Source organism: Streptomyces sp. HmicA12 (genome assembly GCF_000373565.1).
Lineage (GTDB): Bacteria > Actinomycetota > Actinomycetes > Streptomycetales > Streptomycetaceae > Streptomyces.
In genome coordinates, this window is sequence record NZ_KB891811.1 from 1 (window position 1) to 19,952 (window position 19,952).

The 19,952-nt window shown below is 65.5% G+C and carries 15 protein-coding genes and 2 pseudogenes; 3 read left to right on the top strand and 14 right to left on the bottom strand.

All coding sequences use genetic code 11. The features are described 5' to 3' along the window. Nucleotides 1–88 precede the first annotated feature (88 nt). Entirely contained in the window at nt 89–1,369 is a 1,281-nt protein-coding gene (locus B072_RS0121435; protein ID WP_078506519.1) for an IS701 family transposase, read from the bottom strand. A 122-nt stretch (nt 1,370–1,491) separates the two neighbouring features. Between B072_RS0121435 and B072_RS0121440 the strand changes: the two genes are divergently transcribed. Both B072_RS0121440 and B072_RS49970 read left to right on the top strand, forming a co-directional pair. After that, on the top strand, nt 1,492–1,827 hold the full coding sequence (locus tag B072_RS0121440; RefSeq protein ID WP_018532028.1) for a hypothetical protein: 336 nt from the start codon (nt 1,492–1,494) through the stop codon (nt 1,825–1,827). A gap of 65 nt (nt 1,828–1,892) precedes the next feature. Further along, nucleotides 1,893–2,965: pseudogene (locus B072_RS49970) on the top strand (IS630 family transposase). A 49-nt stretch (nt 2,966–3,014) separates the two neighbouring features. On the opposite strand, the gene B072_RS43665 reads toward B072_RS49970, so the two are convergent. The 8 genes from B072_RS43665 to B072_RS0121500 all read right to left on the bottom strand — a co-directional run bounded on the left by B072_RS43665 (nt 3,015) and on the right by B072_RS0121500 (nt 12,572). Next, on the bottom strand, nt 3,015–4,061 hold the full coding sequence (locus B072_RS43665; RefSeq protein WP_043244396.1) for a LacI family DNA-binding transcriptional regulator: 1,047 nt from the start codon (nt 4,059–4,061) through the stop codon (nt 3,015–3,017). 254 nt (nt 4,062–4,315) lie between these two features. Continuing rightward, nucleotides 4,316–5,362 carry a family 43 glycosylhydrolase gene (locus B072_RS0121470; protein WP_018532034.1) on the bottom strand — a complete coding sequence of 349 codons (1,047 nt, stop codon included), beginning with the start codon at nt 5,360–5,362 and terminating at the stop codon, nt 4,316–4,318. A gap of 113 nt (nt 5,363–5,475) precedes the next feature. Beyond that, nucleotides 5,476–7,464, bottom strand: a complete 1,989-nt coding sequence (locus B072_RS0121475) for a polysaccharide lyase family protein (RefSeq protein WP_018532035.1) — start codon at nt 7,462–7,464, stop codon at nt 5,476–5,478. Between the two features lie 225 nt (nt 7,465–7,689). Continuing rightward, complete coding sequence (locus tag B072_RS0121480) at nt 7,690–8,802, bottom strand: Gfo/Idh/MocA family protein (protein WP_018532036.1); 1,113 nt, start codon at nt 8,800–8,802, stop codon at nt 7,690–7,692. Continuing rightward, nucleotides 8,799–9,389 carry a hypothetical protein gene (locus B072_RS48260; RefSeq protein WP_063746461.1) on the bottom strand — a complete coding sequence of 197 codons (591 nt, stop codon included), beginning with the start codon at nt 9,387–9,389 and terminating at the stop codon, nt 8,799–8,801. Before B072_RS48260 ends, B072_RS0121480 begins: the two co-directional genes overlap by 4 nt. A gap of 8 nt (nt 9,390–9,397) precedes the next feature. Continuing rightward, nucleotides 9,398–10,285, bottom strand: a complete 888-nt coding sequence (locus B072_RS0121490) for a carbohydrate ABC transporter permease (RefSeq protein ID WP_018532038.1) — start codon at nt 10,283–10,285, stop codon at nt 9,398–9,400. Next, on the bottom strand, nt 10,282–11,250 hold the full coding sequence (locus B072_RS0121495) for a carbohydrate ABC transporter permease (RefSeq protein ID WP_051127253.1): 969 nt from the start codon (nt 11,248–11,250) through the stop codon (nt 10,282–10,284). The genes B072_RS0121490 and B072_RS0121495 overlap by 4 nt, the downstream gene beginning before the upstream one ends. Before the next feature lie 56 nt (nt 11,251–11,306). Beyond that, nucleotides 11,307–12,572 (bottom strand): ABC transporter substrate-binding protein, encoded by a 1,266-nt coding sequence (locus tag B072_RS0121500; RefSeq protein WP_018532040.1) that lies wholly within the window; start codon nt 12,570–12,572, stop codon nt 11,307–11,309. 259 nt (nt 12,573–12,831) lie between these two features. Between B072_RS0121500 and B072_RS43670 the strand changes: the two genes are divergently transcribed. Continuing rightward, on the top strand, nt 12,832–13,833 hold the full coding sequence (locus B072_RS43670) for a LacI family DNA-binding transcriptional regulator (RefSeq protein WP_043244422.1): 1,002 nt from the start codon (nt 12,832–12,834) through the stop codon (nt 13,831–13,833). 103 nt (nt 13,834–13,936) lie between these two features. Here the strand turns inward: B072_RS43670 and B072_RS43675 are convergent. From B072_RS43675 to B072_RS0121530, 5 genes and pseudogenes are all read right to left on the bottom strand, one after another. Next, nucleotides 13,937–15,181: pseudogene (locus B072_RS43675) on the bottom strand (right-handed parallel beta-helix repeat-containing protein). Between the two features lie 202 nt (nt 15,182–15,383). Next, nucleotides 15,384–16,436 carry a glycosyl hydrolase 53 family protein gene (locus B072_RS0121515; protein WP_018532044.1) on the bottom strand — a complete coding sequence of 351 codons (1,053 nt, stop codon included), beginning with the start codon at nt 16,434–16,436 and terminating at the stop codon, nt 15,384–15,386. Nucleotides 16,437–16,558: 122 nt separating this feature from the next. Continuing rightward, complete coding sequence (locus B072_RS0121520) at nt 16,559–17,464, bottom strand: carbohydrate ABC transporter permease (protein ID WP_199791074.1); 906 nt, start codon at nt 17,462–17,464, stop codon at nt 16,559–16,561. Nucleotides 17,465–17,478: 14 nt separating this feature from the next. Further along, on the bottom strand, nt 17,479–18,327 hold the full coding sequence (locus B072_RS43680) for a carbohydrate ABC transporter permease (RefSeq protein WP_199791075.1): 849 nt from the start codon (nt 18,325–18,327) through the stop codon (nt 17,479–17,481). Between the two features lie 125 nt (nt 18,328–18,452). Further along, nucleotides 18,453–19,802 (bottom strand): ABC transporter substrate-binding protein, encoded by a 1,350-nt coding sequence (locus tag B072_RS0121530; protein ID WP_018532047.1) that lies wholly within the window; start codon nt 19,800–19,802, stop codon nt 18,453–18,455. Nucleotides 19,803–19,952 lie beyond the last annotated feature (150 nt).

A 19,952-nucleotide genomic window follows, 5' to 3' on the forward strand; every position in this document is an offset into this window, starting at 1 on the left:
CTAGTAGGACTCCGTTAGATCTGTCTTGCTCTCGGAGGTCGGCTCGGTAGGGGCTGGTGGCAGGTGGTGCAGATACCGGTCCAACACCTCAGCGTGTTCTGAAGGGCGTCGAGGACTTGGTAGAGGGTGAGTCCGGTGCGGGGACTTTTGGGGACAGGCGCTGTTCGGTGAGGAAGGCTTGGGCGGCGGTCACCAGGGTGACGTGGTGATGCCAGCCGGGCCAGGACCGGCCTTCGAAGTGGTCAAGTCCCAGGCCGTGTTTGAGTTCGCGGTAGTCGTGCTCGATGCGCCAGCGGACTTTGGCCAGAGTGACCAGGTCGGCGACCGGAGTGTCGGCCGGCAGGTTGGACAGCCAGTACTCGGTGGGTGTCTCCGCGTCTGCGGGCCATTCGACCAGCAGCCAGCAGTCCGGCAGAATCCCGTCCCACCAGCCCTGCTCGGCCGAGGCGGTGGATTTGAGCGGGCGCTCGACGGCTGTGCCGGCCGGCCGGACCCGCACGGCGGCGAAGCGGGAACGCAACTCGCCTCGTGAGCCCTGGCGCCAGGTGAGCGGGGTGAAGGCCAGGCGCCCAAGCCCGGCGGCGAGGGTTCCCACGGAGGGTGCCCGGTGGCGGTAGCGGGGCTGCGGCCAACAGCCGACCATCCCCTTGCGGGCCGGGGCCTCGGGCTCAGCGTCGAACGGATGGGCCGTCACATCGGCGCGGATGGCCAGTACGTAGGCGAGGTGGCGGTTGTGCAGGGCGGCCCTCAGGTGGGCGTTGGTGCCGTAAGCGGCGTCGGCCACCACCGCCGGCGGCGACATGCCCCACTCGGCGAGGGTATCGAGCATCTCCAGGGCCAGCCGCCACTTCTCCCGGTGCGTGACGTCCGGCGGAATGAGGGTTCTGGCCCGGCGGTCGTCGTCCGAGTCCCATTCGGCGGGCAGGAACAGTCGCCATTGCAGCGGGCACGAGGCGGTGTCACTCGCCGCGTGGACACTGACAGCGACCTGGCAGTTGGCGCGTTTGCCCAGGGCCCCGCAGTACTGCGGGGCCACGGCCACCGACATCCGGCCGTCCTTGGGCACCGACACATCGTCGATCACCCAGGCCACCGGATTGACCAGCGGCAGCAGACGTTCATTGATCCGCCGCTGCACCGGCACCGGATCCCAGGTCGACTGGTTCACGAACTGCTGCAGGTTCTGCTCGTTACCGTCCGGCAGCCGCGAGGCCATCGCCTGGATCGACTTGCGGCGCCCGTCCAGCATCAGACCCCGCAGATAGCAGTCGCCCTTGGCCCGCTGGTCCTTGCGCGACACCGACGCAAACACATCCGCCACGAACAGCGCCAACGTCGCCCGGACACGCTTCACTTCATGTGCGTCCACCCATCCAACATGCTCCTGATCAGGACCATTCGGAAGACCTAACGGAGTCCTACTAGTGCCGTGACCGGAAAAGTTCGCCGAGAAGCTCGCGGCACTAGGGTGCCGCTGTGAGGTTGCGCGGAGTGTTCATCGCATTTTTCCTGGTCCCGCTGGCGTGGGGGGTGATCACCCTGTTGAGGGCCGGAGCGGCCCACGGCGTCCCGGACTGCCCGGGGCTCCAGCTGGGCGAGGACGGTGAGGACCACCCCGGCCCCATGCGGCACGGCTATACCTGCGCGCTCGACTACAACGTCCACGGCGGCGATTCGACCGGCACGGCCACGTACAACCAGCTCAAGTACGCCCAGGAGGTGAAGCGCGGCGACCTCCTGGGCCAGGGCCTGCTGTACACGCTGTACGGAACGGCGGGCACGGCCGTCACCGTGATCGCCACCCGGAAGCGCGCCGACGGACGCTAGAGATCATTAATGGTGGGGGTTCGCGGCCTGGTGACGTGTAGCGGGTTCTTCGCTATGCCGGAGGTATGAGGTATCCCGACGGCGGTGGGCTGACGGCTGAGGAGCGGACCCGCCGTGAACAAGTACGTTTTGCTGCAGCGGAGTTGATCGAGGCTGGAGTCGGCGACCAGGAGGTGGCCCGGCGTTTCAGGGTGACCCGGATGTCGGTGAATCGCTGGCGCCGGGCCCTGACCGCGGGCGGCCGGCAGGCTCTGGCCTCCAAGGGGGCGGGCGGCGCTCGCTGCAAACTCAACCCGGCACAACTGCGGGTACTGGAGGCTGAGTTGGATGCCGGTCCGGCCGTTCATGGCTGGGACGAGGATCAGTGCTGGACGCTGGCGCGGATCGCGGAGGTGATCCGGCGCCGGTTCGGGGTGCACTACACGCTGCCCGGCGTGGATCTGCTGCTGCACCGGATCGGCTGGAGCGTGCAGGTGCCCACCCGCCGGGCGGCCGAGCGGGACGAGGCGAAGATCGCTCAGTGGAAGGACGAGCAGTGGCCCGTCGTAAAAGGACGGCGGCAGACCTGGGCGCCTGGGTCTGCTTCGAGGACGAGGCCGGCCAAGGACTGAGGCCACCCAGGGGACGCACCTGGGGCCGCCGAGGGACAACACCCATCGTGAAAGTGACGGCCGCGGGCACCAAACGCGTCTCGATGGCCGCGCTGATCTGCACCAAACCGGGCCGCCGGGCCCGTCTGATCTACCGCATCCACGTCGACCGCGGCCCCAGTCGGCATCGACGAAAGGGCTTCACCGAGGCCGACTATGCCCGCCTGTTCGACGCCGCTCACCAGCAGCTCGGTGGCCCGATTGTGATCGTTTGAGACAATCTCAACACCCACGTCAGCGCCAGGATGAAGGAGCTCATTGCGGCCCGTCACTGGCTGACGGTCGTCCAACTCCCGCCCTACGCGCCCGAACTCAACCCGGTCGAAGCCGTGTGGTCCCACCTGAAGAGATCCCTGGCGAACCTGGCCAAGCGGGGTATCGACCAGCTGGCCGTTCTGATCAAGACCCGGCTCAAGAAGATGCAGTACCGGCCCGGCCTCATCGACGGCTACGTCGCCAAGACCGGACTCGACCTCACACCCACGTAACCCCCGCCATTAATGATCTCTAGCCATCGGTGACCCGGTCGCGGTCAGCTTAGTAACCGATTGCGGAGGCGTGCAGGCCTCGCAAACTGGAACGTCTCACTGTCAGTTGGGGCGTCAGGACGACCTGACGGGGGTCATGCTCACCCTCAAGGAGAAGGGGAGCCGCCTCCAACAACTGAACGGCTGTGGAACCCAGCATCCTGCCTGGACGCATCAGCGATGTGAGGGGGACGCTTGCCGCGGACGCGTAATCGATGTCGCCGCAGCTGACCAACGCCATATCGTCCGGTACTCGCAGACCCGCTTCACTCAGCTCCTGCAGCACTCCCAGAGCGAGCAGATCATCGGTGCAGAACAAGGCAGTTGGCCTGTCCGGAAGTGCGAGTAGGCGCCTGCCCGCCTCCCGTCCCTCGGCGACGGTCATGGCTGGGCAGACCAGTTCCCTCAGAGCACTGGCGGGTTGGCCGACCTGAGCCAAAGCTTCACGCGCACCTGCCCGACGTTGTTCGACCTGCGCAAGATGCTGGGGGCCGCCGATAAAGCACACGGTGCGGTGGCCGCCGTCCAAGAGATGCTGGACGGCCAGCCGTCCGCCGGTGACGTCGTCGACGGCGACGGAACACGCCTGCGGATGCCCATGCCGCGGGTCGCAATCCATCAGAACGAACGGGATGCCGGCTCGCTCAAGAGCCGCCGTGAAGGAATCGGAATTGTCCGTCGGCGTGATCAGCACGCCTCGGACCTCGTGCTCTGTCAGGCTGCCCAGACAGCGTGCTTCGTCGACGGCGTCCCGAGGACTCGTGTACACCATGACAGCAAGCCCCGCTCTGCGCGCTTCTTCCTCCGCTCCTTGGACGAGGGTCATGCAGAAGGGGTTTGCGAGGTCGTGGACGACGACGGCAATGATGCGGGAGAGCTGTCCACGCAGGACTCGGGCGCTTTCGCTGCGTACGTATCCAAGGCGCTCTACGGCTGACAGCACACGACTCCGTGTGCGCACCGCGACGACCTCGGGTCTGTTGAACACGTTGGAGACCGTGCCCATGGATACGCCGGCTTCTCGGGCGACGTCCGCGATACCCACACGTGGTTTCATCCTGACGTAATCCTCACTGCTCGTCAGCTCATATCAGTCGCACGCCGTCCCTCAGCGTCGGACCTCGTTTTGACTCTCGGACTCGGGCAGGTGGGGGACGAGCGTGCAGTCGTGCTTGGTGGCCGGCCATGAAGCAGGCCGACCACCGAGTACTGGTCCGTCGTCGCTCCGATAGGCGACTTCTGCCGCTGGAACGCTGTCCCGCACACGAGCGATTCAATGCGGTTGAAACCTCGCCGAGTTCGCTCCGACGGTCACCCCGGCTTGATGTCCTCGATCCGCCATTCGTCCTGCCATTCGATCACCGGCGCCTCCCCCTCGAAGCGGATGGGCAGCCACACGTAGTCGGCGACCGAGATGTCGGCCTGCGGATACGGCAGTGGCTCGACGCTCCTGCCCGCGACCTTCGCGGAGTAGTGCTCGGAGAAGAGGGCGCTCTGGTCCGACTCGTCTTCCGACAGTTGCGGGAGCCATCGGTCCGCGAGGGCGATGTAGAGGTCTTCTTGAGTCGGGTGCTTGAAGACCGAGCTGATCTGGGACCGATAGGAAGTGCGGGTGACTGCCTGCGGGTGAGGATCTCCGATGACGGTGTACGGCCCGTGGTAGGAGTCCGCCACGGCCACCTCCGAAGGGTTCGGGAAGTACCACGTCGTACCGGAGGTGATCAGGTAGTGCTTGCCATTCCGCCGGAAGTACGCGGGTGCCTCGCGTACCAGCGGCGGGTGGGGCTGGGGGAAGTGCGTCGAGTAGTACCCGGTGACGTCGGTGAAGTCGTCGGTGAGGTCAGCGCAGATCAGCTCGCTGTGTACCCGCTCGAAGTAGTAGTAGCCCTTGCCGTCGACCGGGTCGACGACGAGATCGAAGTCGCCGGCGTACATCCCCAACGGGCTGAATCCGGTGCGCACGATCTCGTAGGGACCCAGCAGGGAGTCGGCCGTGAGAACGGTGCAGAGCTGTTGCTCGCCCTCCCCCATGATCTTGAGCCAGCACACGTATTTACCGGTCCGCGGGTTGCGGACGATGTGCGGGCGGTCAATCAACTGCGAAGGGTGCAGCGGAGATTCCGGGTCGTCGAGATTCGGAGGGATGATGAGTCCGAGATCCGTCCAGTTGTACAGGTCAGTCGACGAGTAGCAGCGGATCCCCCACGTCCAGACGTCGTTGTCCGGTTTCGACTGCTCCTTGTTCTCCCCGTACCAGTAATAGGTGTCGTTCTCGTAGAGCAACGAACCCGCGTGTGCGTGGATGCGGTTGCCGTTGGTGTCCAGCCAGGTCTGACCCGGGCGGATGGAGTCGTACATTCACTGCTCTTTCATTGCGTTTGTCACGAGCGGCGCTTCCCGTGGCGGCGAGGGCGACCGACCGCTGCCGTTCGGGGTGCCGGTAGCACCCCGGACGGCAGCGGTCGGGGTCGTCAGGCCCGGTCGACCTGCAGCCTGATCGCGTCGTACATGACGCCGGACATGGGCTGCATCCAGTCGTCGGCTGTCGGCGCCTCGGCCGGGCTCACGGGCGAGAGGGTCAGGACGTTCTCTCCGTCGTGAATGAGGCTGGCGGGGAACGTGATGGTGGGAAGCTGGCGGTGTGCCGCGCGAGCGGCGAGACGGTACGAACTGCCGTCACCCCGCACTCCAGGGACGGGAGTGAAGGAGGCGATCTTGTTTCCGTTGAGAGTCACGGCCAAGGTGCTGAAGACCGATGCCGCCAGAGAGATGTCGAGGTAGCCGGTGCCGCGCCGGTAACGGCGGGAGTCGAAGCGGATCTTCCAGGCTTCGAGCGTGCTGTCCGGGGTGGTGCCGCGCCACTGCAGTTGGGTGGGGGTTCCCGGGGTCCTGACGGCGGGATGGAAGTAGTTCCAGTCGGTGGCCGGGTCATCGACACCGACCTTGAAGTCGACTCCGTTGGGGAATTCGTATGGGTACTCGAGCCAGGTGAGGGACTTGAAGTAGCCGTTGTCGCCCCCATGGATGTGGAATTCCTGGGACGTGCGGTCCGGCGTGCCGATCTGCCAGAGGGTCTTGCCGTGGCTGAACGGCTTCCAGACATGGGTGCCCACGTTGACAGCGGCTGCGGCCGGGACCTTGATGTCCGAGCGCCGGTACTCGCCCATGGCGCCCTTCACAAATGCTGCGAGGGTGTACGTTCCGGGCCGGACGGCGGGGATGGTGAACTTGCCGTTGGGGGCGATCTTGGCGGCGTAGACGTAGCCACGGCCGGTGTACTGCCAGTCGCTTCCGTCGAGGGTGATGTCCTGGTACTGGCGGTCGGGCTCGGGCTGGTAGAGCAGGGCCCAGCCCTTTTCGACCGTGCCCATCGACGCGACGGCCAGCTTGCCGGTGACGGTGGACCGCTCGGCTGCTGCGTAGGTCGGGTCGCTGATCCACCTGTACGGCCATTCCGCCTGCTCACGTGTGGCCGCCTGCTTGGCATCCTTCCAGAGGGCTTCGACGTTCGCCCTCTCGTCTCCGGCCTCGGCCCCGCTGACGTGGAGGTAGGAGGGGCCGTAGACCTTCGCCCAGCCCTTGGAGACCTCGACGTTCGCCGTGTAGTGGCTCGCGATCGGGTGCCACAGAAGGATCATGCCGTCGTAGTAGTCGTGGCAGGTCAGTTCCTGGCGCGTGGGGCTGCCGAAGGACTCCTTGCTGGCCTGTACGAGCGACAGTCCGACCTTGCCGTTGGAGATCATGAAGACGTGGTTGTCGCCTTCGAGGTTCGACTTGTTCTGGTACTTGGAGTAGAGGGTGCCGTTGGGGAGGACGTTGGTGGAGTCCTGGAGAGTGACTGAATCCTGGAGTTCGGCCGCGGTCGGGCGTTGCTGGATGCCGCGCTCGTCGTCCACGACGAACCAGCGGAAGGCCGGCGTGTCCGCGGCGTAGGCGTAGCGGAGTTGCGTGAGGGTGAGGCCGTCCGGCATGTCCTCGGGGTACTTGACGATCCAGTAGTTGTAGATGCCGGGCCGGCCGCGCTCGATGGCCATCCGGATGTCCACGTAGAAGCCCAGGCGCGCGGGATCGTCGGAGAGCATGGAGATCTCGACCCGGTCGGACGTCTGGGAGATGACGCTGAAGACTGCGTTGGTGAGGGTCACGGCCTTCGGCGCGCCGGAGTAGTTGAACTCCGTGTAGCCGTTGCCGTGGGCACCGGCGAAAAGGTTGGTGCTGCTGTCCGCCTGGGGCCCGGAGAGCAGGCGCAGATCGGTGATTCGCGCGGTGCTCTTGACGACGGTGAACTGGATGAGGCCGTTCGACAGGGTGACGGAACTGCCGTTGTCCACGAGCGTGACGTCGGGCCCGGCTGTGGGCGACGCGGATCCCGAGGCGACAGCGGCAGTGGCCTGCGGAAGCGACAGCGCCGCCGCGCCCATGATGCCGAGGACTGTGCGTCGGGCGATCGGAGAAGACATGGATGGTTCCCTTCGAGCGTCGTTGCTGCAATGAAGGACGGCGCGCACAGCCAGCCGGCGCATGACTGGATGGGGAGCGCCCGGTGGTGCAAGTGGTGAGGGGCGCCCGGACGGGCCTCTCGTCCGAGGTCGCCGTCGTGGGCGGGGTGCCGTGCTGATTCGGCAGTCCTCACGACAAGCGGAGGCGTGAACCTGCAGGATCCCGCGGCGCGGGTGCGTCCGGGCTCAGACCGCCCACGGTTCGGCGAGTTCCGCGAACGTCGCCAGTTGCTCGGCGGACGCACGCACGGCTTGCTCCACACCCGGGATACGGATGCGGCCCTGGGGCCCGTCGCCGTCGTTCGTGAGCCATCGTTCGCTGATCAGCCGGGGGGCGGACGTGGCGTTGACGTGTTCGAGTACACGTGTGAACGCACCGCACGCCGTGATGTCGCACTGGAGCGGCACCCCGTCGTCCAGGTGCGCGAGGAGGTTCTCCAACGGGGAGGTACGACTGTGGTGTTCGGGCTGCCCGTCCACCACCAGGAGGTCACGTGTGTAGTGCAACTCGGCCCTGCGTCGAGTGCCGTGGACAACGATGACCGGTTCCGTGGGCGTCCCGGCGGCGAGGGTCACAGCGATGGTGATCACGGTGTCGCGTCCGGTCCTCAGTCGCAGGCATGAGGTGTCGTCGACTTGGATGTCGCGGACTCGAAGGAGTTCCGCTTCCATCGTGGTGATGTCGTCCCATCCGGTGCTGCGGTCCAGGGCCAGGGCCGTGACCACAGCATGGGCGAAGGGATTGGTCAGCGCGCCGTCTGCGACCGGGACGCCATGGAGCTCCCGTCGGCCGGCCCAGTCAGCGCGCTGGTAGTACGTGGCATCGCGCGACCATGCGCCGTAGCATCCGATGCCACGGATCTCTCCGAGTTCCCCGGCGGCCATCAGCTCGGCGAGCCGCACATACGCCCCGGAACCGAGGCTCTGGAAGCCGACTTGGCAGCTCAGTCCCTTGTGGCGGGCGAGCGTCACGAGCTCACGCCACTCGGCGGCGCTCGGGACGGGGGGCTTTTCCAGAAGCAGGTGGCAGTCGGCGTCCAGTACTTGTCGGCCCAAAGGCAGGTGGGTGTGGATGGGTGTGGCGACGATGGCCAGGTCCGGGTGGGTTGTCGCCAACAGGCGGTCTAGGCGGGTATCGAAAGGCCGGTCACCGAACTGCCGGTCCGCGTACGCGTCCAGCGGCCGCAGATCACACACACCCAGGAGACGAACGGCTCCCTGCGCTTCCAGCTCTGCGATCTCACGCAGGTACGTGCTCCCATATCCCGATGCCCCTGCGAGCACGACCGTCCGGGTCACTTGGTCCTCCGTCCTTCCACAGCGACGGCAGCCAGCACGAGCAGGCCGGGGAGGATCGGCGCGAAGGCGGGGACCTCGAAGACCACGACGCCGAGTACCACGACGGCACCGACCAGCATCAGGCTCCCCCGCCAGTCGCCCGGCACGGACTCGGCGGCACGCGCCAAGGTGGCTCTCCAGGTCGCGCCCGGGCGCCACTTGGCGGAACTGCGAACGCCGATGATCACTACGAATATCAGGGCCAGGCCGGTCAGGAGGCCGATGGGCCGTCCTCCAGGCACACCGGCGGCCAGCGCCAACAGATCCGTGCCAGCCACCGCGACCACGGCCAGGGGGGTGAGCAGGACGATCGGCTGCCGAAGGGACGTGCCCAGCAGGGCGACGAAGCGTCGCACGGTGGGGGTCCGCTCCGTCTCGGTCATTTCCCGCAGCAAAGTCGCGCCGGCGCCTGCCGCGGCGAGGGAGGTCACTACAGGCAGGGAAGCGATGGTCACCAGTAGGCCGATGAGCAGGACTTCGGAGGGCAGTTCCAGATAGCGCAGCAGGCCGGTGCGCGGCTCGCGGCCGGCAGCTGGTGGTGCAGTCATTTGCATGATCAGCCCTTCAGCCCCGAGGTGGAGACACCATCGACGAGGAAGCGCTGGAACGCGACGAAGAAGAGTCCGATGGGTACGAGGGCCAGGACCGACATGGCGAACATCGGCCCGAACGACGACTGGCTGGTCTGGTCGACGTAGATCTGCAGTGCCAGCGGGAGCGTGAACTTCGACGGATCGTTGAGGTAGATCAGCTGGCTGAAGAAGTCGTTCCAGGTCCAGATGAAGGTGAAGATCGACGTCGTGATGACGGCCGGCCTGAGCAGCGGGAGGATCACGTACCAGAAGGTGCGGAAGGGGCCGCAGCCGTCGATGGTGGCGCTCTCGTCCAGCTCTCGGGGAAGCCCGCGGACGAACTGCACCATCAGGAAGACGAAGAAGGCGTCCGTGGCGAAGAACTTGGGCAGCACGAGCGGCCAGAAGGTGTTCACCATGTCGAGCTTCTGGAAGATGATGTACTGCGGGATCAGGACCACATGGTGCGGCAGCATGATCGTGGAGATCATGAAGGCGAAGAGCGGTCCGCGCCCGCGGAACTGCAGTCGGCCGAAGACGTATCCGGCCAGCGCACAAGACAGGACGTTGCCGATCACCGCGAGGCCGGAGACGGCCAGCGAGTTCCCGAAGTACTGCCAGACGCTGTAACCGGCGACGCCGCCGAACACCTGACTGTAGTTCGAGCCTGTCGCGTGCTTCGGGAGCAGCGAGAGGTTGGTCAAGACCTCGCTCGCGGGCTTGAACGAACTGGAGACGAGCCACACGACGGGGTACATCAGCACCAGGACCAGGGCGATGACAGCCAGGTGCCACAGCACGGTGCGTACGGTGAGTCCGCGTCGTCCGGTCGTCGTCGTGGAGGGTGCGAGGGTAGTGGCCTGGACGCTCATCGGTTGCCCTCCCCGGCGTAGAAGACCCACTTCCGCGAGCTGCGGAACAGTAGGACGGTGATGACCGCGATCACGATCAGCAGCACCCAGGCCATGGCCGACGCGTAGCCCATCTCGAAGTTGTTGAAGCCGCGCTGGTAGAGGTACAGGGTGTACAGGAGCGCGGAGTCGCTGGGTCCTCCGCGTCCGCTGCCGATGACGAAGGCTCCGGTGAAGGACTGGAACGCCTGGATGATCTCCAGGACGAGGTTGAACAGCAGCACCGGCGTGATCATGGGCAAAGTGACGGCGAAGAAGCGCCGGACCGGTCCGGCGCCATCCAGAGACGCCGCCTCGTACAGCTCCTTGGGCACCTGCTTCAGCCCGGCGAGGAAGATCACCATCGGTGCGCCGAACTGCCAGACGGCCAGTGCGATCACGGTGAGCAGCGCGTAGCGGGGCTGGTCGACCATGCTGCCGACGTGGATGCCGAAGATGCCGAGAAACCGGTCGACGAAGCCGTTGGATCCGAACAGGGAGCGCCAGACGAGGGCCACGCTGACGCTGGCGCCCAGCAGGGACGGCGCATAGAAGGCGGAGCGGTAGAAGCCGGTTCCGCGGCGCTGCTTGTTGAGGAGCAGCGCGATGCCCAGGGCTACGGCGAGCTTGAGCGGGACAGAGACGAGCGCGAATTTCACCGTGACCGCGACGGAATTCCAGTAGCGGTCGTCCTGAGTGAACATGCGCTCGAAGTTCTGCAGGCCGACCCACTGCGGCGTGTTGAAGAGGTCGTAGTTGGTGAAGGCCAGGTAAAGCGAGGCCAGCATGGGGCCGATGGTCAGCAGCGAGGCGCCGATGAGCCAGGGAGACAAGAAGACGTAAGCCGCTCCGCTCCGCTGCGCCCGCCGGCGTGGACTAGCTGCCTCTTTGGACACGGGTGGCTTGACTCGCTCTCCCGTTGAGCGAGCCCGTGCGATGGTGGGCATCGCGTGATCCTTTCTGCGCCCCGCGGTCGCGACTGACCGCGGGGAGGGCGCACTTCTTACTGTCCGAGGGACTGCTTGGCATTGGCCACGACCTTGGCGGCACCTGCGGACACGCTGGTCTTGCCGAAGATCACGTCGTCGTAGACCCGCTGGAAGTCCGTCTTGACGGCCGAACTCCCGCTGGGCCAGAGCCAGGTGTCGGAGGGGCTGAGCTTGTCCGACACCTTGGACTGGAAGTCGCAGACCTGCTTGTCAGCTCCGGTGGCCTTGGCGCAGACACTGGCCGCGACCTTGGAGTTGGGCGGCGTGCCACGGGTGGTGCCGAGCACCTTGCCCGATTCGGGGTCATTGAGGATGAAGTTGAGCAGCAGCGCGGCGGCGTCCTTGTGAGAAGAGGTCTTGGCGATGCCGTAGTAGACGGGGGGCAGGGCGGCCATGCCGGTTTCCGTCTTGCTGTCGCTCGGCAGCGGTGCGTAACCAAGCGTTCCCGAGTAGGTCGACACGTAGCTGGTCACGCTGGAGTCGTAGGCGATCTCGGAACCCGACCGCTTCGCGACGAGGGCCGAGTTCTGCGCCGAGCCATCCATCTTGGTGGTGTCCTGGGCCCCGGTGACACCCTTCTCCTTGCGCATCGCCGCCAGCATGTTCCAGTACTGCGCGAGATCCTTCTCGGTGAAGCCGAGCTTGCGGTCGCTGGTGTAGAGCTGCTTGCCGTGCTGGTGCAGCCAGCTCTCGAACCAGTCGATGGCCCAACCGAAGTCCGTGGTCCCCGCCCTGCCGCTCTTGGCCTCGACCTTGGCCATGTCGGAGGCGAACTGCTTCCAGGTCCAACCGTCTTCGGGGACGGTCACCCCCGCCTTCTTGAACAGGTCCTTGTCGTAGGCAAGCAGCTGCGTCGTCAGGCCTGCGGGCATCGCGTACTGTTTGCCGGCCGCCTTACCACCCGCGAGAAGATTGTCGGAGATCCCCTCGGTCTTCAGATCCTTACCGACGTACGGGGTCAGGTCGGCGAGCTGATTCTTCTGCTGATACTCGCCGAAGGTCGGGCGGTCCAGTTGCAGCAGATCGGGCGCGTTGCCACCGGCGATCTGCGTGGTCAGCTTCTGTACGTAGGCGGGGTAACCGCTGAATTCGGTCTGGACCTTGATATTGGGGTGTGCCTTCTCGAACCGGGCCACCACCTTCTCGGTGACTTGGGCCCGGTCCTCGTTGCCCCACCAGACGAAGCGGATCGTCTGCTTGCTGTCGCTGCTGACGTCGCTGGAGGACGTCGAGCATGCGGTGAGGCTTCCGGCAAGGGTGAAAGCGGCTGCGGCCAGCACAGTCCAACGGCCCCGACGCGGGGTGCGACCTCTCATGGGTGTCCCTTAATGATTCGGCGGTGAATCGATCGGATGAGCGGAGGCCTCGTGCGACTCGCAGGCGAGTTCTCCGACCCGTGAGCGTTCACGTGAACGTTCACGGTAGGCTCGCGGAGACGTTACGTCCGTGCGTCGGCAGCGTCAATACTTGATGCTCGGATGGGGAGTTGACCTTCTGAGCGCCTGCATAATGAGCGTCGTCCACCAACGGGGAGAGACCATGGCCAGACAGCGGATCACGATCGAGGACGTCGCCCGGGCGGCCGGAGTCTCACGCCAGACCGTCACCCGCGCGATGAAGGACATGGCGGAGATCAGCCCCGCAACCCGGCAGCGTGTGCTGGATGCGGCGGAAGAGCTGGGGTACAGGCCGAGCCGGTTCGCCAGCAACCTCGCTTCCAGCCAGCGAAGTCATGCCATCGGACTGGTGATCGCGTCGTTCCGCAACCCGTACTACACGGAACTGGCCGCAGAGGTCCTGGACATCGCGACGGCACGCGGCTGGCAAGTGGTCGTATGCTCCCGCGAGCAGGGCACCGATCTGGAACTGATCTCCACACTGGCGGGCCAAGTCGACGCAATTCTCGGCTACTTCGTCGCTCCCGAGCAGGCCTCCCTCGCATCCGCCGCCCGTGGGGTCCCCGTGGTGATGTTCGAGCGAACTGCCGCGGTGCCCGGACTGCACTCGGTCGACCTCGACTTCGAGCACGGGATCGAGGCGCTGCTGACCGAACTCAGAAACCGCGGCGCCTCCCGCTTCGGCCTTATCGAATCCGACACCGCGACCGAACCCGGCCCCTATCAGCCCACAGAGCGGCGACGCGCTTACGAGAAGCTCGCAGGCCCCGGTTCCCTCGACTCGATCGTCCTGGCCGAGGAGTCGATGCGCGGCGGCGCCGACGGCTTCCAGCGGTTGTGGAACGACTCCCCCGGGCTCGATGCGGTACTCGTGTTCAACGACCTCATGGCGATGGGCGCCGTGCACGGCGCCCAGGCCCTCGGTGTGTCAATACCGGATGATGTGCGCATTGTGGGGATCGACGGGCTCTCCCTCGGCAGCGTCACGACACCCTCACTGTCCACGCTGTCCATCGACCGCCTGGCCTTGGCAAAGACTGCTGCGGGCATCGTCGACACGCTCCTGGAGACACAGGATGCCGGGCCTCACGAGTCCATCGTCCGCACCGTCACGCCACAACCGCTGTGGCGCGAGTCCGCGTGAAAGAGCCCTTGCTCGGCCGAGCCCTACGACTCGGAGCGTGGTCTGAGGTGTGGCGGGTCCGGCCCACGGGCCGGACCCGCCGCTGCCTACCTCCCGTCAAGGGTCAGCAGACGTCCTTCGTGGTGTTCACCAGCTCGACATTCTTGATGACCGTGTTCTCGGCGCACGGGCTCTCCAAGATGGAAGAGTCGGTCACGCTCAGATTCTCCAGCGTGACGTCGCTCGTATTCGCGAACTCGTCGCGGGCCGCGATGCGGATGCTTCCAGGTCCTGACACAGTGCCGCTCTCCGTCGCAATGGTGACGTTGTAGCAGTTCTCTATCAGGATGGTGTTGTTGCCGGTGTCAGCGATGTCGACGCGATCGATGACCGCGCCCCCGCTCTCGGAGACGCAGAAGATGCCACGGCCTCCTCCTCGTGCGATGACCTGCTTCACGTGGATGTTGGCCTCGTAGCTGTCGCCGATCCGGCCGTTCCGGTTGGCCATCCGGAAGGCGGCGTAGCCGGTTCCGGCTCCGACGTTGTCGGCGTCCACGGTGCCCACCTCGGCATTCGTGGTGGTGTTGAGGAGCAGCCCCGCCTCGCCCACGTCTCGTGCTGTCACCGTGCCGATGGTGACGCCGTCCAGGCCGGCGGTCTCAACCGCATGGGAGCTGGCACCCGAGACATATACGTTGTCGATCCGAGTGTTGGTCGCGGGTGCCGTCTTGCCACCGTTGTCGATCCGGATACCCAGGCCGCCGCTGAGGCGCATGTCGATCTGCCCCAGGATGAGGTTGCTGACGCTACGGAAGAACATCCCGTACATCGGCGCACCAGTGATCTTCGCGTGCTGCACCTCGACGTCGTGCGTGTCCCTGGAGTAGATGGGCCCAGTATCGGTGGCCACGGCCCCGGTCGCGTTGATAGTGCCGCAGACATCCAGGACGGTCTAGCTGGGCAGCTTCAGCCGTTCCGACGCGCTGATCGTCCCGGAGCCGCGGACGACCAGGCGCTCCTTGGCCGTGCGGTTGGGAGTCAGGCTGCTCAGGCCGGCGTTCATGGCGGCGAACATGTCGTCCCCCGTATAGACGACGGTGTCGCCATGACGGGCCGTCCAGGTGTCTCCCGACTTGGCGACCTCCGCCTGGTAGTCGCCCGCACCGCACTCCTGTGACTTCTCCGCAGCCGGAGACGGCGACGCCTCCTCAGCGGCGGTCCCTCCTGAAGCAGATGCCGTCCCTTCGGTACCAAATGCGTTGCCCTGCACTCCTATCGCCCACGCCGCAACAACAAGCGTCGAGACGCTCGCCGCTGCGAGTGAGACGCTCTTGCGCCGACTCCTGTGTCGGCGCGTGCTGTGTCGCATGATTCAGATTCCTTGCAGTCGTATGTGCGTGTGGGGGGACGTGGGTGTGCCGGATGCCGTCCGGCACACCCACGTCTCATAGATCCGGTCCCTTACACATGGGGGACTTGCGCGCGGCCCCTCGGATCACAGAAAGCCCGGTGAACCCTTGTGTGACATGGGTCTCTCCACAGATGGGGCCGTACGATTCAGCCCTGCTGCCCTATGTGTTGAGGAAACCGTCCAAGGCGGCGGTGGGGCGCCGCGTGGTGGGATCCCAAGCGCAGCTGTTGTAGTCCCCGATGAACGGTGCGTAGCCTTCCGGTTCCCAGAAGAAGGTGCCCAGCCCGCCGAAGCCCTTGAGACCAGTGACAAAGGCGCTCAGCGAATCGCGCACCTGTGTCGGCTTGCCCAACGGACCGCCGTATTCGACCTGCATCACCGGCTTGCCGTAGGTGGACTGGATGGTCTCCATGTTGCTCAGCACCGTCGGCACGTTGCCGCCCTGTGCATACGAGGACAGTCCGGTGATGTCCCACTCTCCGCCGTTGTCCTGGTAGGCGTTGAGGAAGTTCTGCACGTTCGACAGGTTCTGCGGCTGCCCCAGGTGGACCAGGGTCAGTGCACTCGGGAACACGTACTTGACTTGCTCGTGCGCTGCCATCAGCAGGCCGGTCATCTGTGCCGGTGCACTCACACTGCCTGTGGGTTTACACAGGCCCGAGTTGGTCTCGTTCCCGATCGCCACCCAGGTCGGGCTGACCCGGTAGTACTTCAGGACGTTCATGGAGTGGTAGACGTACTCGGCCATGGCCTCGCGCATCTGGCTGTACGTCATCGACGCCCAGGCGGCGGGCGGTATCTGCTTACCGACGGAGTTCCATGTGTCGCCGAAGATATAGCTGATCATCACCTGCATGCCGGCGTTCTTCACGCGCAGCGCCATCGCGGCGGTCTCTTCGATGGAGCAGTGACCGTCGTGCGGGTCGTCCGACGGATTCACGAAGGTACGCAGCCGGATCGCGGTGATTCCGTAGGCCTTCAGGATGGTGAGCAGGTCCTGCTCCACGCCGTCCTTGTTGCGCCAGGTATAGCCGTTGTCCTCCATCTGTGCCGCCCAGCTGATGTCAGCGCCCTTGATGAAGGGAGTGGCACCGTGAGCTGTTCCCGCACCAAGCTGGCTGCTGAGGGTGACGGCGGCAGCGGCAGCGGCCGTGCCGGTCAGCAGGGTGCGGCGGGACATGTGGCGGGCGGGTGTGCTTTCGGTCGGACTCATGGGGCGGCTCCTTGGAGAACGAGATGTGTCTACCGGCCGAAATGTGGGCCGGAGCAGGGGAGGGCGGGAAGGCGGTGGCCCGGCGTATGAGCCTCGCGGCCTTCCTGTTGCTGCCTGTCGGCTCAGCCCTTGACGCCTGAACCGAGGGCAGAGCTGATGAAGTGGCGCTGCGCGAACAGGAATATCAGCAGGACAGGCGCGATGTAGAGGATCGACGCGGCCGCCTGCAGGGTGGGGATGCCGTCACCGTGCGGGTCGCGGTATGCCGCGGTGACGGCCACGGCGAGGGTGGTGTTGTCCTGGTTCAGCAGCAGGGACGGAGCCAGGTAGTCACCCCACGCCCAGGTGAAGGACAGCAGCAATGAGGTCATGATGATGGGACGTGACAGGGGCAGGAAGATCTGGATGTAGGTACGCAGCCAGCCGCAGCCGTCGATGATGGCCGCGTCTTCCATTTCCAGAGGGATGGCAGCGAAGAACTGCCGGAAGAGGAAGATCAGGTAGGGCGAGCCGCCGATTCCCCACAGCAGCCAGGGCCAGAACGTTCCGACCAGCCCGAGACGGGAGAAGACGATGTAGGCGGGGATGAGCGTGGCGATCGCGGGGATCATCATCGTGGCGAGCACGATGTTGAACAGGGTCTTGCTGCCACGCGACCGAATCCGGGCGAACGCGAAACCGACGGTCGCACTCGACGCGGTGGTGAGGACTGCGGTCATGGTGGCAAGGAAGAGCGAGTTGCCGAAGTAGGCCCCCAGGTCGACCCTGGTGACGCTCTCGACGAAGTTGTGCCACTGCGGACGCACGTGCAGCAGCGCGCCGGCACCGTCGGCGAGTTGCCCTGGAGAAGCGATTGCCGTCAGACCGATCCACAGGAACGGGACGCCGAACACGGCAACGCAGCAGATGACGGCGATGTAGACGAATGCGGATTGTCGGTGCCGCCGTTCCCTGGAGGCCCTGGGCCCGGGCGTCGACGAGCTGGTCGGCGCGGCGGCCGGAGGATGGTGGATATTCGTGATCGTCACCGGAATCTCGCCTCTCAGTCCTGGTCGGTCGAAACCTGGTAGTGCACCCAACGCCGACTGCTGCGTTGCAGGACGAGGGTGAACAGAAGGATCACCACGAAGAACACCCACAACATCGCGGACCCGAAGCCGAAGCGGCCGTTGGTGAAGTACTCCTGATAGACCTGCACCATGTAGACATGGGTGCTCGGGGGCACGTTGCTCGCGGTCGCGATGGTGCTGGTCTGCGCGAGCAGCATGGGCTCGACGAGTACCTGCAATGACGCGATGACACCGGTGACGACCTGGAAGTACAGCACCGGGGAGATCATCGGAATCGTCACGTTGCGGACGACCTGCCAGGAGTTGGCGCCATCGAGGCGCGCCGCTTCCATGAGCTCCACCGGTACGTCCTGCAGGGCGGCCAGACTGATGACCATCCCGCCGCCCACGCCCCATAGGGACACCATCAGCAGGGCGTAGAAGGCGTACGGGTCGATGAGCCATCCGATCGACGGCAGATTTGCCAGGCTCAACAGGCCGTTGAGCAGGCCGGCATCCCGGTTGAACACCAGCCGCCACATGATCGCCGTCGCCACGACCGGCACCACCGACGGCAGGAAGAAGATTGCCCGGACCAGGCCGACTGCCCGCATCCTGCGATTGACGAGGATCGCCAGGCCGAGCCCACCCGCGGCGCTGAGCGGCACGACGATCACGGTGTAGAGAAGCGTGCGGCCCAAGCTGTGAAGTGCTGCCGGATAGTCAGTGAAGAGCTCGACGTAGTTGTCCAGCCCGACGTACCGCCAGATCGACGAGACGCCGTCAAAGTTCGTCAGGCTCATGAGGAAGGCGGCTGCCAGCGGCACAGCGGTCAGTGCCACGAACCCGAAGATCCAAGGCGAAGCGAAGAGGTAGAAGGTGGCAGCGGGGTACCGGCGCCACCGGCGCACTCGCGGTTGTCCCGCACTCTTTCTCCTCGACCTCACCGCACGATGCGTCGTGTCGCTCATCCGAGCTGTTCCTTGCCCTGCTTGAGCTGCTTGTTGAGCTGGCTCTGGATCCGCTCGCACGCCTGGTCCACCGTGGTCTTGCCCTTGAGGAGATCCGGCATCTGGCCCTCGACAGCAGCCGTCAACTGGGGGGTGCTGATGTAGGGCGACGAGGTGGTGGTGGCAAGGTGCTCGAGCTCGGCACGGGCCGTCTTCATCGCTTGCTTCTGGTACTCGTACTTCTGCGGCAAGTGGTGCCAGAGCGATTCGAGCGAAGGCAGGCCCCAGCCGCTCTTCGCTCGTTCGACCGCGGGCGGCCCAGCCATGAAGAACTCCATGACCTTCCACGCGCCGTCCTTGTTCTTGGCCTTGGCGGGTATGTACGCGCCCATCCCACCGTTGAAACTGCTGTTCAACCTCTTGCCGAACGTCGGCGCCGGCGTCATCCGTACGGCCTCCTGCAAGGCCGGATCGCTCTTGATGAAGTTGGCGCCGAACCAGTAACCGTCCATACTGATCGCCATCTTGCCCGCCGCGAACGTCGACTGATCAGAGTTGTCGGGCAGTGGGTTGAGCACGGTCGGCCCCACACCCGAGCGGCCGAAGTCGGTGTACCACTGCATCGCACGTCGGGCGGCTGCGCTGGTGAAGTCGATCTCCGTCAAGTCGGCGTTGTACAGGTCGGTGGACTGCTGGGCGACCATGAGCAGGATCGGGGATTTGACGCCCCAGGCCCACTCCATGCCGAGGCCGAACTGCGTCGTCTTACCGCCACGACGCACGGTGAGCTTCTCGGCCACCTTCAGAAGCTCGTCCCAGGACATGGGCTCTGTGGTACTGAGCGGAGGCACCCCGGCCTTCTCGAGAAGCGACGTGTTCTGCCAGAGTGACGCGTCCGGGCTCCAGTCCTTGACCAGCGCGTAGTACTTGCCCTTGCCGATCCGCTTCCCGTCCCACCGGCGGCCGTTGTTGATCGCCAGGAGGTCGTCCCTCTTGATCACCGTACTGGCGTCGATGTAGTCATCGAGCGGGGTGACCAGGCCGCGGAGGATGTCGTTCGGCTCCATGGCGCCGCGCACGAAGTCGGGTGGATTGCCGGCGGCCAGCATGGCGTTGAGCCGGGTCTGGTCGTACTCGATGAACTCGATCCTCATCCCGGGATTGCGCTTCTCGAACTGCGCGATGTGCGCCTTCGTGAACTCGTTGCTGGCGTACATCACTGTCACCGACTTGGTGGACACCGAGCCGGAGCCCCCCGCGGTGCAGCCGGTCAGAAGTGACGGCACGCCGATGGCACCGGCGGTCAGAAGCGTCGAGCCGAGGAACCCGCGGCGGCTCAACTGCGCGGATGGGGTGGGGTGCGACATGAGGCGGGGTCCTTCTCGTTCAGGCGGATTGCGGTCCGGCCGAGGATGTGCCGGTGCTGGAGACTGGAGGAACAGCCGTGTCAGAGACCGCGTTGCGCGGCACAGGGCCTGCCCAGGTCATGGCAAACGATCCGTTTCACGGCCATGTCC